This window comes from Streptomyces endocoffeicus (assembly GCF_016741935.1).
GTDB lineage: Bacteria > Actinomycetota > Actinomycetes > Streptomycetales > Streptomycetaceae > Streptomyces > Streptomyces endocoffeicus.
Window position 1 is genome coordinate 25,388 of sequence record NZ_JAERRG010000035.1, and the last position, 15,783, is coordinate 41,170.

A 15,783-nucleotide genomic window follows, 5' to 3' on the forward strand; every position below is an offset into this window, starting at 1 on the left:
CCCGCCGCTCCCGCCAGACCCGCCCGCACTCTCTTCCGCTTCGGCCACCCGCCGTCCAGTCCCCAAGGAGAAAAGCGCCCCGCCCGAAGACCCGCCTTGAGTAATTCCTGTCCACCCGGAACATCTGGCTGCCGGATCAGCCGTGCGTCACGGCTTTGGAGCGCCGGAGTCAGCCACCGCGACGGTCCTCGCCCCTCCTTGGCACCCTGCCGCATGGGCATTGCACCGAGCGGCCCGGCAACGGCCGAGTTCCAGCAGGTGTTCGGCCCGCGACGGCGCCTTGCCTAAATGCCCCCATCCGGCAGCCACCCTCCAGAGACGCTCCTGCGAGATCTGGTGGAGCAACCGCGGCACCCACTTTGGGGGGTTTCCGCGGTGGACGGCCGGCATTCCGGATCGCCCGACCATCACCCCAGCCAGGCCGACGGTCCCATGTGCCTCACTGCCCTACGCACTAAGAGCAGGGCCGCGACTAGCGTGTCCGATATTTTGGACTGAACCGAAGGAAACAGCATGACCGAGACAGCCAAGACGAAGCCGACCTCTGGCCATAGGGCGCCAACGGGCGGTCTACGCCATGTGATCTTCATTGCCGCTGCGGCCGCGATGGGCGGCTTCCTGTTCGGATACGACAGCGCGGTCATCAACGGCGCTGTGGAGGCCCTCCGGGACCGCTTCACCATTGGCTCGGGGACTCTCGCGCAGGTGGTGGCATCTGCGCTCATCGGCGGTGTGATAGGCGCAACCCTCGCGGGGCGTCTCGCCGACCACATCGGCAGAGTCCTCACCATGCGGATCGCCGCCGTACTGTTCACCGCCAGCGCCGTCGGCTCCGCTCTGCCATTCGGGCTGTGGGACCTCGTGGCGTGGCGTGTAGTGGGCGGGATGGGGATCGGCATGGCTTCGGTGATCGGACCCGCCTACATCGCGGAGATCTCACCGCCGGCGCATCGCGGGAAACTCGCCTCCTTCCAGCAGGCCGGCATCGTCATCGGTATCGCTGTCTCCCAACTCGTCAACTGGGGCGTACTCAGCGCCGCGAATGGCGAACAGCGCGGTGAGATCGCCGGACACGAGGCATGGCAGTGGATGCTCGGCATCATGGCGGTCCCCTCAGCCCTCTACGGGATCCTCACCATCATGATCCCGGAGTCGCCGCACTATCTGATCTCCGTCGGCCGGCGCGACAACGCCAAGCAGGTGCTCCTCCGGGTCGAGGGGCCGACCGCCGATCCGGACGCCCGTATCGCCGAGATTGAGCAGAGCATGTCCAACGAGCGAAAGCCGGTCTTCAAGGACCTGCTCGGCGGACGCTTCGGTCTCCTCCCGATCGTCTGGATCGGTATCGGCCTCGCCGCCTTTCAGCAGCTCTGCGGCATCAACGTGATCATGTACTACGCGTCGTCACTGTGGCAGTCGGTGGGTATCGACCCGTCGAGTTCGTTCTTCTACTCGTTCACCACGTCGATCATCAACCTCATCGGAACTGCCATCGCGATGGCCGCTGTCGACCGGATCGGTCGCAAGCCCCTCGCGCTGATCGGCTCCGTCGGCATGGCGATCTCGCTCGCCATCGTCGCCTGGGCCTTCTCCTACAGGAGTAGCTCCGGAGGCAGCGTCACCATCCCTGACGCGCAGGGCACGACAGCACTGATCGCCGCGCACTCCTTCGTGCTGTTCTTCGCTCTCTCCTGGGGCGTGGTGATGTGGGTGCTGCTCGGCGAGATGTTTCCCAACCGCATCAGGGCCGCGGCCGTGGGCTTGGCCGCGGCAGCGGTATGGGCCACCAACTGGCTCATCACCGTGACCTTCCCCAGCCTCGCGGACTGGAGCCTGTCGGGCGCTTACGTGATCTACGCCGTCTGCGCCGCGCTGTCCATCCCGTTCATCCTCAGATGGGTGAGGGAGACGAAGGGCAGGTCACTTGAGGCCATGAGCTCATAGACGGGGCGAACAACTGGCGCACGCTCAGGGAAGTCCTTGGCTGGGCTGCTGCGACGTCGGCGAGACGGCGCCGGCCGCGTGATCGCGGGTCAGCGCAGCCGTTTACCCGGCAGTGGCTCCGCAACCATTGACAGTCGACACTGCACGGCTACATTTGTGGTCTGACCGGTAAAACCGCAGCTTCGGCTACATCGTTTGCCACGACGACAGCGGGTCAGCGCACAGGGAGTGCCGAGGCTGCATGAGTGGCACACAGGAGGGTTCAGCATGAATGAGTTCCATCCGGACTCCGCCATACGCCGGGATGTCTCGCGCCGGGCGTTCCTCGCGGTCAGCGCCGGAACGGCAGCCGGGGTCGCGCCGGTCGCGACCTCAAGCGCAGCGGCGGCCACGGGAACCACCTACTACGTCTCCAAGGGCGGCAGTGACAAAGCGGCCGGAACGGGCAGCGCACCATTGCTGACGATCAACGCGGCGGCACAGAAGGCCCAACCCGGCGACGTCGTCCTGGTCCGTAGCGGGATCTACCGGGAGGAGGTCATCCTGCCGCGGGGCGGTACCAGCGACGACATGCGGATCACCTACGCGGCCGACGCCGGGGCTTCGGTGACGGTGACGGGCTCCGATGTCTTCAAGAGCTGGACCCGGGTCTCCGGCGATGTCTACCAGCTAAAGATCAAGAATTCGCACTTCAACGGGTTCAACCCCTACGCCTGGCAGGTGCATGGCGACTGGTTCGACGGCAACGGGCGAATCCATCGCGTGGGAATGGTGTACCTCGACGGTGCCTGGCTGCCGGAAGCAACGAGCCTGGATGCGGTGAGCTCGAACCCGAACGCATCCTGGTGGTCGGACGTGGACGGTCTCGTGGAAGGGACGGCGCCGAAGTACAAGCCGAGCTACGACGAGAGCGGCTACACGACGCTCACCGCGAAGTTCCCCGGGGTTGACCCCAACAAAGGAACAGTCGAGGTCGGCATCCGAGGTACGGCGTTCAAGCCGGCCAAGACCAACCTCAACCACATCACCATCCGCGGCTTCACCCTCCGGAATGCCGCGACGAATTGGTGCGCACCGACCATGGGACAGTGGGGACTGGTGAGCGCCTACTGGTGCAAGGGATGGGTCATCGAGGACAACGAGATCGCCTACTCCAGATGCTGTGGCATCGCCCTCGGAAAGTACTCGGACGAATACGACGGCCTGCGCGGCACGACGGAGGGCTACTATTTGACGATCTCCGACGCGCAGGAGTCGGGCGGTTGGTCGTTCGCGAACATCGGCGGCCACGTCGTCCGGAACAACACGATCCACCACTGCGGCCAGACCGGCATCGTGGGCTCTCTCGGCGGGATCGGCAGCAGGATCACCGGGAACGAGATCTACCACTCCAACAGCCAAGGGATCTGGGGTGGGGCGGAAATGGCCGGCATCAAGCTTCATGGGGCCATCGATGTCGTCATGGCCGAGAATCACATCTACGACACCGGAGGCTATGCCGGAATCTGGTTGGATTGGATGGCGCAAGGAACCCAGGTCGTGCGGAACCTGTTCCACCACAACGCCGACAGCGACATCTTTGCCGAGGTGGATCACGGTCCGCTGCTCATCGCGAACAACGTCATGTTGTCGGCCGGGGGGTTCAACTGCCTGTCGGACGGGGTGGCCGGGGCGCACAACCTCCTAACCGGGGTCGTGTTCGCGAAGACGGACGAGCGACAGACCCCTTACATGGAGCCGCACTCAACGACGACAGTCGCCAACGCGGACATCCCGCTCGGCGGTCAGCAGTGGATTAACAACATCCTCGGCGCCTCGACCGATCTCTCGGTCTGGGATTCCGCAAGTGCGTCCTGTCCAATCACGATGAAGGCAAACGTCTACACCAAGGGTGCAACGCCGTCGGAAAAGGAACAGGGCGGAGTGGACGCTGCCTCGGTGGCGTACATGCCTGCACTCACGAAGAAGTCGGACGGTTGGTATCTCGCAGTGCCGCGCGTCGCGTCGTGGCGGTCGACGCAAGCACTCGTGAGCACCGCAACACTTGCGAAAGCGCCGACTCCCGACCAGACGTTCACGAACCCTGACGGATCGCATATGTCAGTATCGAGCGACTTCTTCGGGGTCCAACGTGCCAACAGTGTGCCGTTTCCCGGCCCGTTCGAGAGCGCCGGGGGTACGGAGGCGTTCAAGGTATGGCCGCGAGTCGTGCCGAGCACCGACGCCTGGGGGCGGCCCTCGTAGCCGGATCCGAGCGGCCTGGCGCTGCGACGGACGCCAACGGCAAAATCACCTGTAACGACAACTTGCCGCTGTGGGCGTGCTGATCGAATGGCCCGCCGCCGACGAGCCCGTCGGCCACTTGGCTCAGCAACCTGCCCGCCGATACCCCGGCGCCTCAGCCTGTGCGCTGCTCCTCGGACAAGGGGGTATCCGCTGGTCGCCATGATCTGGCGCCCGCACCGGGCACGGTGCGGGCGCCAGATCATGCGGTCAACGGCAGTCGATGGCGATCTTCAGGACCTCGGGGTCAGGCTGTGACAGCAGGGGAAGCGCGACGGTCACCAGATCCTGCAGCGGGATCTGGTGGGTGACCATGTCTGCGGCGTCGAGTCGGCCATCGGCCAGCAGCCGCACAGCCTGGGCGACGTCGGCGTCCCACAGATGGGCCGCGGAGCCGACGAGCCGGCGTTCGCCGAGGACGAGGGCCGGCAGTGGGACGGGCTGTGTCCCGGAGCCCAGTCCTACGGCCACCACCAGGCCGCCCGGCCGTACGAGGTCGAAGGACCGCGTCAACTGTCCGTCGGCGCCGCTGCATTCGAACACAACATCAAGCCCTGGCGCACCGAGGTCGGCTACGGCGGCATCGAGGTCGCCGGGTGAACAGGCGCGGACGGAGGAGTGGGCCTCCGCGAAGCGGCGCCGGTACTCCGACGGGTCGACCAGCCAGCAGCTTGCGGCGCCCGCGGCCAGCACGGCCTGTGCTGTGAGCTGGCCGATCGTCCCGCCGCCTACGACCAGGGTGACGGCGCCGATGATCTCGGGTACTTTGCGGACCGCGCGGACCGCCACGGCAGCCGGTTCGGCGAGGACGGCGGTCTCCATCGGCAGTCCGGGCGGCACCGATACGCAGGTCCGGGCTTTCGCGATCATCAACTGCGCCAGGCCGCCGTCGTCCTGCTGGCCCGGAACGCAAACGCTCGGACACAGGCCCTCTTCGTGCCGAAGACACCACCAGCACTGTCCGCAGCCATTCACCACGTCCGGAACCACACGAGTCCCCACAGCGGGGCCGGTTCCGTCGCGGGCGGCGCGGACGACCTCGCCGACGACCTCGTGTCCGAGCGTCAACGGCGCCATCCGACCGCTGAGCGGGTGTGGCTCGTCAGTCGGGATGATGAGCGGTCCGGCACGGTACTCTTCCAGGTCGGTGCCGCAGATACCGCACCAGTGGACCTTGACCAGTACTTCGTCATCACGGGGCACGCGCGGTACGACGTCCTCGACGCGGATGTCGTAACGGCCGTGCCATCGGGCGGCGAGCATCGCTTGCAGCCTTTCGACGGGGATCGGCGATCGTGGGGCAGCGGTGGGGAGGACCGGCGGTGTCGTGCGTGCGGCGCAGGTGGACCTGGTTCGGTCTGGACACGGTGCGTGCGCGGTCCGAGAATGGATGATCGTGACGAATCGGGAGACTACACTTCTTCAACTGGTAAGACCAGATGCGTTTCACTCGTCCATCGGGTATAGGCTCGCCCCGCCGTCGACCAGCAGCGTGGCGCCCGTCATATAAGCGGACAACGGCGAGGCCAGGAAGAGCACCGCGTCGGCCACCGACTCCGGGGTCTGGAGGCGGCCGAGGGGAATCGCGCGCTGCGCGCGGGACCGGTACGCGGGATCGGTGTCCCACTGGCGCCTGGCCATGCCGACGCCGACGATGCCCGGCGCCACCGCGTTGCTGCGGATGCCCCGCGGGGCGAGCTCGCGGGCGAAGGTGCGCATCAGCGACCGGACGGCGGCCTTGCTGGCCGAGTAGGGGCCGATGTCCGGCCAGGGCACGTCCTGCACCCAACTGGTGGTGAATACCAAGGTCCCTGGCGCTTCAACTGCGAGCCAGCGTCGCGCGGCCTCCGAGGCGAGGAGGAAGGAGCCGCGCAGGTTCACCCTCATCAACTCGTCGAAGGCTTCGATGGGGTAGCCGACGACGGGATGCGAACCGACGACCCCGGCATGCACGCAGACGATGTCCGGCAGACCGCCGAACGCCTCAGCCGCTCGGTCGCAGAGCGCCCGGACCTCGTCCTCCGAGGTGAGGTCACATGCCGCGTACATCCTCGGGTCGAAGCCTGCCGCGTTCACCGCCTCGACGGCCGCACTCGCGTCGGTCAGGTCGGTCAGCAGGACATGCGCGCCCGCTTCCCGGAACGCCGCGGCAATGACCTGTCCGATCCCGCCGAGCGCACCGGCGACGACCGCACGACGTCCGGCCAGACCCCAAGGGCCCGAGTTCGAAGCCGCTTCCATGCCAACCTCCGCATCACTGTGGACCAGGTGGGCACCGAGCGCCGCGACACCTGGCGCCGGGTGAGGGACTCCGCGGCTGGTGCTTGACGCCGCCGCAGGGTTCCGAGTATACATTGCGGCATGACCGGTCTTACCAGTTCTGGTCCCAATCTACCTCCGGGTGCGGATATCGCTGCCGTGCCGGAGGCGCGGATCCTCTCCGGGACTGGGGCCCTCGGCACGCTCCTGTCGGCGCGTGCCCAGGCGTTGGAATGTCACGTGAGCCGTCGTCAGCCGCGAGGCAGCTTCCCCCGCGCCCCCCGCAGGGGCATCGCAAATCTCCCCGGGGAGCGCGACGGAACGGCCGCCGTACGCGCCGCGAGACCAGCGCCTGCCTTGACGGGCTCAGCATCCGCATACCCGGACTGCCGGGGCATGGCGCGCCGACGCTGCGGATCACCACCGACCAGCGTACGGAACGCGCCGCCTGGCCGGACATCCTTCGTTCTCGGACGATCCATCAACGCCCTGTCGGCGAAGCAACGAAAGGCGTGTGAGGTACATGCGCATCGTAGCGTTGGAAACTCTGCGACCTCAGTTCCAGAACAATTTGTGCGTCGTCGTGCTGCACACCGATGACGGCCAGACCGGTCTCGGCGACTCCTTCTTGCAGTCGGCCGCGGTCGAGGCCTATCTGCACGACCATGTCGCGCCGCTGCTCCTCGGCCGAGAGGATCCGGCCCCCGAGGCAGTGGCGGCGCTGCTCGCCCCGTACGTCGGATTCCAGGGCGGCGGCGTCGAGGTACGTGGGAACGGCGCGGTCGACATGGCGCTCTGGGACCTGTTGGGCAAGCGGACCGGCAAATCCGTCGCCCAACTGCTGGGCGGCCCGGTCCGCGACACCATAGACGTCTACAACACCTGTGCCGGACCGGACTACATCCAGCGAACGTCGCGGCAGACCTCCGCCAACTGGGGGGACTCCGCAGCCGGCACATACGAGGACCTGCACGCCTTCCTCAGCAGACCCGCTGCCCTGGCCAAGGAGCTCTATGAAGAGGGGCTGCGCGGCATGAAGATCTGGCCCTTCGACCGGGCCGCTGAGGCCTCGGCGGGCACCCGGATCCGCCCGAGGGAACTGCACGAAGCCCTGGCCATCGTGAGCGAGATCCGTGACGCCGTGGGCCTGGATATGGACCTGATGATTGAGCTGCACGGCCTGTGGTCGCGCCGGGCCGCGGTTGAGATCTGCCGTGCGCTCGAACCGTTCCAGCCCTTCTGGGTCGAGGACCCGATCCGGCCGGACGCGATCGACTCGATCGGCGCTCTGTGCGAGGAAGTCGGGGTACCCATCGCGCTCGGTGAGACGGCGCTGGGCCGACGCGGTTTCCTGCCCTTGCTGCAGCAGGGCCGGATCTCCTACGCGACACTGGACGTGCAGTGGACCGGCGGGATCACCGAGGCGCGCAAGGTGGCCGGCGTCGCGGACGCGTTCGCGATACCCATCGCCCCACACGACTGCACCGGCCCGATCACCCTCGCCGCGTGCTTCCACCTGGCGATGTCGCAGCCCAACACCCTCTTCCAGGAGACCGTTCGCGCGTACCTGCGGACGTGGTACCCGCGGGTAGTCACCGGACTGCCGCGGATCCGCGAGGGGAAGGCGGTCCTGTCCAACGAGCCGGGGCTCGGCTTGCAGCTCGAAACGGGGCTCCGTGAGGACGGGGCGACCCGGCGGCGGATCAATCGGCTCGAGGCCGCCTGAACGTCGTATACGTGAGACAAGGAGTCACCATGAAGCTTGTTCGTTGGCGTGCTTCGGACGGGACGACGAAGGTCGGCGTGCAGGAGGACGAATATCTCGCCGAACTCCCATTTGCCACAATGGCGGAGGTATTGCAACGCAAGGTCGTCGACATCCGGCGGGCCGCGGAGGAGGCCGTGTCCAGGGGGCGCCGAGTCGATCCTGCAGAGGCCGAGCTCCTCGCGCCGGTCGATGGCCGCACCGAGGTGTGGGGCGCCGGCGTCACCTACCAGCTCTCCCGCTCCGCTCGCGCCGAAGAGTCCGGCTTCGAGGAGGTCTACCACCACGTGTACGAGGCGGACCGACCGGAGCTGTTCTTCAAGTCCGCCGCCTGGCGGATGCTCACCGACGGCGATCCCGGTGGCCTGCGCCCGGACTGCGACGACTCGGTGTGCGAACCGGAACTGGCACTCGTCCTCAACCGGCACGCGGAGATCGTGGGCGCGCTCGTCTGCAACGACCTGACCGCGCGCGGCATCGAGGCGGTGAACCCGATCTATCTGCCGCAGGCGAAGTTGTTCCCCGGCAGCTGCGTGCTGTCCACCGCGATCGTGCCGTGGTGGACCATCGACACACCTGAGGACCTGCTCATCACCGTGGCGGTGTACCGGGGCGCGGAACTCGTGTTCTCCGGCGAGGCAAGGACTTCCGCCATGAGGCGCGGCTACGGCGAACTGGTCCAATGGCTGTTCCGGGGCGAGCAGTTCCCGGATGGCGTCGTGTTGAGCACCGGAACCGGCATCGTGCCTCCGCTCGGTGCGGGACTGCGCCCCGGGGACCGGGCCATCGTCACCATCGATCAGGTCGGGGTCCTGTCCAATGTCATGACCGATAACCGGGACATGTTCGAAGGGTTGCCCAAATGACCGTGACCAGTGTCAACCCCATAAACGGCGCGGTCCTGGCCACGATCGAGGAGACCACGCCGCGGGAGCTGGAAGACGCTCTCGCCGCCGCCTCGGCGGCAGCCCCCGTCCTGCGCGCCATGAGTGCCGCGGAGCGCGGTCGGTGGATGAGGGCCGTCGCGGCGGCGCTTGACCACCGCTCCGCTGAACTGGTGCGGTTGGCCAGGCACGAGACCGGGTTGCCCGACGAGCGGCTGACCGGTGAGATGGCCCGCACCACAACGCAGCTGCGGCTGCTGGCGGAGCACGCCGAGACTGGCCGGAAGTTCGAACCGGCCATCGACCGCAGCGACCAGTCATGGATGCCGGCGCCGCGCCCCGATCTGCGATCCATCCGCACCGGACTCGGCGTCGTGCTCGTCTTCGCCGCGAGCAACTTCCCGTTCGCGTTCAGCGTGCCCGGCGGAGACACGGCAAGCGCGTGGGCCGCGGGCTGCCCGGGCATCGTGACGGCGGGTGAGAGTCGCGAGCGCGCCCCCGGATCGCGGCGGAGCCGGCCGACCCGTTCCTTCTCGGCACCGGGCAATTCTGCACCAAGCCCGGCCTGGTCCTGCTCCCCGCAGACAACAGCATCACGGAGCGACTTGCCGCGCTCATCGCCGACCGTCCGGCAGACGTGATGCTCAACCCTGCCATCCGCGACCGTCACCGCACCGCGATGCGAGACTTCCTCGCCCACGCCGCGATCGAACTGGTCCCGAACGGACAGCCGGCCCCTGGCAACGCCGGTGCCTTCGAGCCCGCCACTCTCGCGCAGACCACCGCGAAGGCACTGATCGCGGACCCTGACGCCCTGGCCCAGGAACACTTCGGGCCGAATACCGTACTGGTCACCTACGAGTCCGAATCCGAGCTCGAAGCGGCGATCCACGCACTCCCCGGCTCGCTCACGGGAACGGTGCACGGCGGCTCCGACGAGGACGTCGCATGCCTGGTAGCGGCGCTCGCCGAACGTGTGGAAGGCGGGTGCTGGTGGACGAGTGGCCGACCGGAGTCGCCGTCACCTGGACACAGTTTCACGGCGGCCCCTACCCCGCGACAAGCGATGCCCGCTTCTCATCGGTGGGCACCAATGCCATCAACCGCTTCCTGCGTACCATCGCCTATCAGAACGTCCCTGACCACGCGCTGCCGCCGTGGCTTCGCAACGCCGACCCGGACCGGATTCTTCGCCGCGTGGATGGTGTGCTCACCGACGAGCCGATGGGGGAGAGGCCATGAAACGCATCGAAGCCGAACAGTTCACCACGAGCCTGACGCATCACGGTGAAGGGCCGGTCTGGCTCGGCCACCATGGACTCGCGGTGCTCGACATGCTGGCCGGCGATGCGGTCCTGATCGATGCCAGCGGACAGGAGAATCGCCGCGAGCACTTCGGCGAAACCCTCGCCGCCCTTCGGCCACGCCGCGATGGCGGATTCGTGGCCGGCCTGGAACGTGGCTTCTGCCTGGTGGACGAGCACTTCATGGTGACCGGAACGTTGGAATGCTGGACCAACTCGGACGTGCGCATGAATGACGGAGCCTGCGATCCCCAAGGCCGTTTCTGGTGCGGCTCGATGGCCTACGACCTGACACCGGGCGCCGGCGCGCTGTGGCGCCTCGATCCCACCGGAGGCGTCGTCCAGGCGATCGAGGGCATTGGCTGCTCGAACGGGCTGGCCTGGACCCGAGACGGCACACGCGGCTACTACGTCGACAGCCTGACCGACAGAATCGACATCCTCGAACTCGGCCTGGACGGTGAAATCGCCGGGCGTCGGCCGTTCGCGGACGTCACAGCCGAGGGGTTCCCCGACGGCATCGCCGTCGACCGGGCCGACGGCGTCTGGCTGGCCATGTTCGGCTCCGGGCGGCTGCTGCACTTCGACCACACAGGACGACCCGACGCCGAGATAGCAGTGCCGGTCAAACAAGTCACCGCCTGCACCTTCGTGGGCCCCGACTACTCCCAGCTCTGCATCACCACTTCACGTTTCGGCCTGACCCACCCGGAAATCGCCGCCGGCGCCGTATTCGTCGCGACGCCCGACATGGGCGGCTTCGCTCCCTACACGTTCAGCGGATAGCACCATCTGAGGCGTCGGCGGGGTCGGTACGGCCACGGGTCCGGCTTTCCTTCGGCGGTAACGGAGCGTGAAACAGTCCGAGGAGGGTGCCGCGGCGCAAGAGAAGCCGGCTCGTCCATCCAGCTGAGCCAGGAGGGCGACACAGTCGATCTACCGGCAGCTCGGGGCTCCGGCCTGCGAAGTACTTCCCGGTAAGCCGGTGGTGTCGAGTTTCCCGGTCTCCTCGCGGACCAGCTCCGCGACGCCGTCGACCAGGACCGCCGGGATCGGCGCGCAAGCTCGTGGTCGAGCAGTTGGGGTTGTCGGCGCCGTGCGCGAACACGGCGCCGACCCTGACGAGCCGGCTGCCCGCCATCGCTGGTCGAGCCGGGCCGGTCGTCCTGGTCGTGTCAGTCGTCAGGCGGGGGCGCAGACGGGTGCCCACGGGCACGAGCAGGGGCCTCTGATACTCCTCGACACGACGAGGTGGCCAGGAGGTTCTGGCTCAGCGGTGGCAGGGTGATGATCTGCAGGCGTGGGTCGTCCCAGGGAGAGATCCGCCTCGTCGAGGGCCTCGGTGAGGGTCGTGTGTTGGGCTTCCACGGCGATCTGGGAGAAGCCCGTCAGGCCATGGACGTCGAGCCAGCGCCTCTTGGCCTTCCGCATCACCAAACGGGCGCCGCGGAGATGGGACGACGTAGCTGGAACTGACGGCGAGTCAGCCGGGTGGGCTGAAGGCGGTGGTGTGAACGCGCGTGCGCGGCAAGGCAGTTGACTTAGAGTCGACAACGAGATATCCGGCGGTCTCACGACGGTCTCGGCCGCGCAGATGAACCCATCCGACCGGCCGCTCGGCGAAGGCGGGCGCCGCTGGTTCTGCTCCGGGCTGGGGCGCTCGAGCCTTGTCGCGCAGATGAGCGCGATGCGTCTGATGCACACCGGTTACGAGGCCCACGCCCTCGGCGAGGCGACCGCGACCGCGATCGGCGCGGGCGACGGGCTCGTGATGATCCCCGGGTCCGGCGAGACACCCGTGACCGTCCATCTCGCACGTCTCGCCCGCGACAGCGGCGCGCGGATCCTCGCCGTGACCTCCCGGCGCCGACAGCACCCCCGCTGGCCTGTCGGACGCGGTGATCGGATCCCGGCCGCCGGGTCCGGCCAGTTCGGCGGCACCCTCTTCGAGCAGAGCGCCCTGCTGCTGGGCCTCACGGCGACCACGTCGGGCCGGGACAGGTACAAGGAGTGGCTCGCGGCGACCTCGACGCCGGTCGTACCGGTGTGCTCAGCCATCGTCCGCCGAGCCGGCGGGGAAATCATGCGGTCGTCGCAACCATTCGATGGTGTTTCGGAGTGTTGGGTCGCAGGGAATCGCCGATACCCGGGCGCTGGAGGGGTCATTGGATCGTCAGGCTGTCCATGTGAGCACCATTGGATCCGGTAGTGGTCGCGCGGATCGTGACCTTGCCCGCGGGCAGCGAGGTGGCGAGGGAGGTCGTCCTCCAGGTGGCCCATCCCCCGGTCGGGGCGAACGGCAAGGCGCTCTCGACAGGGGAGCCGTTGACCGACACGGACAGCGGGCGATCGGTCACGCCGCCGTTGGCATAGCGGAATGTCAGCGCCCTGCTCCCGCCGTCCGGAACGTCGACGGTCCACTCGATGAAGGCGCCGTCCGCCGAGGAGTCGGCGAAGGCGGCGTAACCCGTGCCGGTGTACTCCGGGTGCCGCGTGTCGATGAACGCGCCGTGCAGGGCGGCGGCGTTCTCGGCCTGGTACACGGTCCCGCCCGTGGCCGTTGGGAGCTGCTCGCCACTCGGCTCGATCTTCGCGGCCACACCGTCGCGCTCGGCCGCGGCGATCGAGGGTGTCACGACCGACAGGACCTTCCGGGCGGAATCCCACACCGTTCCACATCCGTTGACGATCGCCACGGCCTCGCTGGTGAAGGCGGGCAGGGTGGAGCCGCCGTTGACACGCATGCCGACGGGCGCTGAGAGACCGTGGAGGCGTACCACGTAGCGGCGCGCAGTGGGTGCGTCGGCATAGGTTCCCCGTGGGTGGCGGATGACGACCTTGCGCGCCTTGTCGGCGTAGGTCAGTTCGGTGACGCTCCGCTCGCCCCGCTGGTGGTCCTCGGTGACCCCGTCGTCCTCGACAAGGGAGAACGCACCGTCGGCGCCGCTGTAGACGTCCATCTCCAACTGCCGCTTGTTCATGTACTTCGTGCTCTGCGCGTAGGGATACCTGGGCAGGATGGCACCGGCCTTGACGAACACGGGTATCTCTCCGGTGCGGGTGGAACAGGAGAGTTCGGTGCTGTCTGAGCCCGTGTACTGGACGTCGTTCCACAAGTCGTACCAGGTGCTGCCCGCGGGCAACCAGACCTGAGCGCTGCCGCCGCCGTCCGAGGTCAGTGGCGCGACCAGCAGCGAGGGGCCCCACATGTACTGCAGGTCGTGCGCGTAGGCGATGGCCCTGTCCTGGTAGTCGATGAACATGGCCCTGGCCATCGGCATGCCGGTGGAGTGCGCCTGGTGGGCGATTGTGTAGATGTAGGGCATGAGCGTGTAGCGCAGTCGGCTGTACTTGGTGAAGTCCGCCTGCGCGTCCGCGCTCTGGTCCAGCGGCCAGCGTGAGGCCCGCTGCCCCGCGTCCTTCGTGTTGGCCGCGCCGTGCGGTCGCCAGATCGGCGAGAGGCTCGACCATGCCGCCGGCCAATTGCGGTAGAGGGGATCGGAGATCAAGCCGTTCGCGGAGGGGTGGTACCCCCCGCCGTCGATGTTGGCGTACGGGAAGCCGCCGAGGCCGGCGGCCTGCATTCCCCTAATCTGCATCCGCATCTCGTCGTAGGTGGAGTCGATGTCGCCGGTCCAGTAGTGGCCATAGCGCTGTTGACCCGCGGAGGCGCCCCGGCTCCAGTTCCACGGGCGCTTGGCGCGGCCGATGTGGTCGCCGGTGTCGGGATCCCAGCCTTCCTGACCGACCCCCTTGTGCAAGTAGAAGAAGTACGCGTTGCGCAGCTCCGACCACTTCCAGCCGTTGGCCGTGTCGGCGTTGTACGGGATGCGTCCCAGCTCGTCGGGCTCGTCCAGCCAGAGGCCGTCGCCGGGATACTTCAAGGCGGGGTCGAATGCCTTCTTCCAGAAGACGCTCCACACCCAGGCGCGGGTGGCGGGGCTGCTCCAGTCGGGCACCGCGTCCTTTTCGCTCACTGCCGTGAGGTCAGCGGCGTTGAAGCTGTAGCCGGGCGGCGGCCCCGCGATCCAGCCTTCCATCTCGTTGGAGTTGTTGCGGTTGTAGTCCAGAGTGACCGTGATGCCGTTGACAGCGGCCCACTCCTTGTAACTCGCGGGATCGGGCCAGCGCTCGTCGCTGAACTCGAACCACGATCCCGACCAGGCGCCCGAACCTTGCCGCCAACGGTTGTCATTGACCTGGTGGTCGAACGGGAAGCCGGCGGCACGGTGCTCGGTGATCTTCTGACGCCACCAGTTCTGGTCGCTCACACTCGCGAAATTCTTGTCCGACATCTGCAGGCCGAAAATGGATGCCTGGGGCAGCCGCGGGCGGCCGGTGAGCTGCGTGTACTGGTCGAGCAGGCCGGCGAAGTCCGGGCCGTTGATGAGGAAGTAGTCCAGCTGCGGACGGACACCCTCGGTGTTGTGATCGTCGGCGGAGAACGCATACGGCCTGCTGCCGCCGAAACTGAAAGTGGTGTCAAAGGTCGTGTTGAAGAAGACGCCGTAGCCGTTGCTGGACAGATAGAGGGGGACGATAGCGGGCGCCTGCCCGTTGTTCGCAGTGGCGTAGTTGTGCGATACGGCATCGCCGGTCCGGTCGAGCTTGGGCGACCGTCCGAACGTGCCGTGTCCGGCCTTGACGAAGCGCTCGTTCGCCTCTTGCGCGGGCGGCATGAATTCCTGCGTGACCACGCTGCTCTCGGGGCCACCCCAGCTGATGCTGCGTGTGTCGTCCTCCTTGGCCAGCAGATCGCCGGCCTTGGTGGAGCACATCGAGTGCTTCCGGTAGAACTCCATCCGCAGGGGCTTCTTGCGCAGCACGATCCGGATACCGTCGATGCCTGCGGTGGTGATCACGAGGGAGCCGTCGTGGTCGGCGACGCCGAGGCTTCCTCGTATCCGCGCATGATTGCTGGGCACCACCATCTCGTAACGCGAGTCCGGAAAGAACGTCTCACCTGCACGGATCGCCTGGACTCGCACCATCTGATCGCCATAGGCGGTGAACTTCAGCTGCTGGCCCGTGGCGCTGGCCACCGTGAGACTGCGGGTGTCCACCGTGTGGCCGGCGTAGTCGCCGAGTCTCTCCTGGCCCTCGGCATGGGCGGGAACTGCGAAAAGGGCCGAGGCGGCGGAGGCGGGCAGGGCGGCTGCGGTCAGACGCAGACCGACGGCACCGAGGGCTGCGCGGTTGAACTGGCGACGATTCATCGAGCTGGGCATGGCGACTCCTTGTGGCTCTTCGAAGGAGGGCGCAGAAGAGCCTCGGAAGGCTCCCTGCACAGAGATGACACTGCCTTAAGTTCACCTATGCGTACGACGCTTGAGCCTATGAACGG

General features: G+C 67.4%; 11 protein-coding genes. 8 read left to right on the plus strand and 3 right to left on the minus strand.

The features are described from left to right. Positions 1–513: 513 nt before the first annotated feature. Both JK364_RS46320 and JK364_RS46325 read left to right on the plus strand, forming a co-directional pair. Complete coding sequence (locus JK364_RS46320; protein ID WP_201857459.1) at positions 514–1,944, plus strand: sugar porter family MFS transporter; 1,431 nt, start codon at positions 514–516, stop codon at positions 1,942–1,944. A 267-nt stretch (positions 1,945–2,211) separates the two neighbouring features. Beyond that, positions 2,212–4,188, plus strand: coding sequence for a right-handed parallel beta-helix repeat-containing protein (locus tag JK364_RS46325; protein ID WP_201857460.1), 1,977 nt, complete (start codon positions 2,212–2,214; stop codon positions 4,186–4,188). A gap of 249 nt (positions 4,189–4,437) precedes the next feature. On the opposite strand, the gene JK364_RS46330 is transcribed toward JK364_RS46325, so the two are convergent. Both JK364_RS46330 and JK364_RS46335 read right to left on the minus strand, forming a co-directional pair. After that, positions 4,438–5,490, minus strand: a complete 1,053-nt coding sequence (locus tag JK364_RS46330) for an alcohol dehydrogenase catalytic domain-containing protein (RefSeq protein ID WP_201857461.1) — start codon at positions 5,488–5,490, stop codon at positions 4,438–4,440. A 183-nt stretch (positions 5,491–5,673) separates the two neighbouring features. After that, complete coding sequence (locus JK364_RS46335; RefSeq protein ID WP_201857462.1) at positions 5,674–6,468, minus strand: SDR family NAD(P)-dependent oxidoreductase; 795 nt, start codon at positions 6,466–6,468, stop codon at positions 5,674–5,676. 541 nt (positions 6,469–7,009) lie between these two features. On the opposite strand from JK364_RS46335, the gene JK364_RS46340 reads away from it, so the two are divergent. The 6 genes from JK364_RS46340 (at position 7,010) to JK364_RS58265 (ending at position 12,648) form a co-directional block, all read left to right on the plus strand. Then, positions 7,010–8,212 carry a mandelate racemase/muconate lactonizing enzyme family protein gene (locus tag JK364_RS46340; RefSeq protein ID WP_230993573.1) on the plus strand — a complete coding sequence of 401 codons (1,203 nt, stop codon included), beginning with the start codon at positions 7,010–7,012 and terminating at the stop codon, positions 8,210–8,212. Positions 8,213–8,289: 77 nt separating this feature from the next. Beyond that, positions 8,290–9,117 (plus strand): fumarylacetoacetate hydrolase family protein, encoded by an 828-nt coding sequence (locus JK364_RS46345; protein WP_307841611.1) that lies wholly within the window; start codon positions 8,290–8,292, stop codon positions 9,115–9,117. Continuing rightward, positions 9,114–9,776: an aldehyde dehydrogenase family protein gene (locus tag JK364_RS46350; protein ID WP_201857463.1), complete on the plus strand. Its 663-nt coding sequence runs from the start codon at positions 9,114–9,116 to the stop codon at positions 9,774–9,776. Before JK364_RS46345 ends, JK364_RS46350 begins: the two co-directional genes overlap by 4 nt. Positions 9,777–10,122: 346 nt before the next feature. Beyond that, entirely contained in the window at positions 10,123–10,377 is a 255-nt protein-coding gene (locus tag JK364_RS46355) for a hypothetical protein (protein WP_201857464.1), read from the plus strand. Further along, positions 10,374–11,225 carry an SMP-30/gluconolactonase/LRE family protein gene (locus JK364_RS46360; RefSeq protein WP_201857465.1) on the plus strand — a complete coding sequence of 284 codons (852 nt, stop codon included), beginning with the start codon at positions 10,374–10,376 and terminating at the stop codon, positions 11,223–11,225. The genes JK364_RS46355 and JK364_RS46360 overlap by 4 nt, the downstream gene beginning before the upstream one ends. An 808-nt stretch (positions 11,226–12,033) precedes the next feature. Beyond that, on the plus strand, positions 12,034–12,648 hold the full coding sequence (locus JK364_RS58265) for an SIS domain-containing protein (RefSeq protein ID WP_201857466.1): 615 nt from the start codon (positions 12,034–12,036) through the stop codon (positions 12,646–12,648). On the opposite strand, the gene JK364_RS46370 is transcribed toward JK364_RS58265, so the two are convergent. Next, complete coding sequence (locus tag JK364_RS46370) at positions 12,602–15,667, minus strand: TIM-barrel domain-containing protein (protein ID WP_201857467.1); 3,066 nt, start codon at positions 15,665–15,667, stop codon at positions 12,602–12,604. The genes JK364_RS58265 and JK364_RS46370 overlap by 47 nt on opposite strands. Between the last annotated feature and the right edge of the window lie 116 nt (positions 15,668–15,783).

Bases quoted from the DNA above. Each gene is read 5' to 3' on its own strand.
- JK364_RS46320 (WP_201857459.1), top strand. From the start codon at position 514: ATGACCGAGACAGCCAAGACGAAGCCGACCTCTGGCCATAGGGCGCCA.
- JK364_RS46325 (WP_201857460.1), top strand. From the start codon at position 2,212: ATGAATGAGTTCCATCCGGACTCCGCCATACGCCGGGATGTCTCGCGC.
- JK364_RS46330 (WP_201857461.1), bottom strand. From the start codon at position 5,490: ATGCTCGCCGCCCGATGGCACGGCCGTTACGACATCCGCGTCGAGGAC.
- JK364_RS46335 (WP_201857462.1), bottom strand. From the start codon at position 6,468: ATGGAAGCGGCTTCGAACTCGGGCCCTTGGGGTCTGGCCGGACGTCGT.
- JK364_RS46340 (WP_230993573.1), top strand. From the start codon at position 7,010: ATGCGCATCGTAGCGTTGGAAACTCTGCGACCTCAGTTCCAGAACAAT.
- JK364_RS46350 (WP_201857463.1), top strand. From the start codon at position 9,114: ATGACCGTGACCAGTGTCAACCCCATAAACGGCGCGGTCCTGGCCACG.
- JK364_RS46360 (WP_201857465.1), top strand. From the start codon at position 10,374: ATGAAACGCATCGAAGCCGAACAGTTCACCACGAGCCTGACGCATCAC.
- JK364_RS58265 (WP_201857466.1), top strand. From the start codon at position 12,034: ATGAACCCATCCGACCGGCCGCTCGGCGAAGGCGGGCGCCGCTGGTTC.
- JK364_RS46370 (WP_201857467.1), bottom strand. From the start codon at position 15,667: ATGCCCAGCTCGATGAATCGTCGCCAGTTCAACCGCGCAGCCCTCGGT.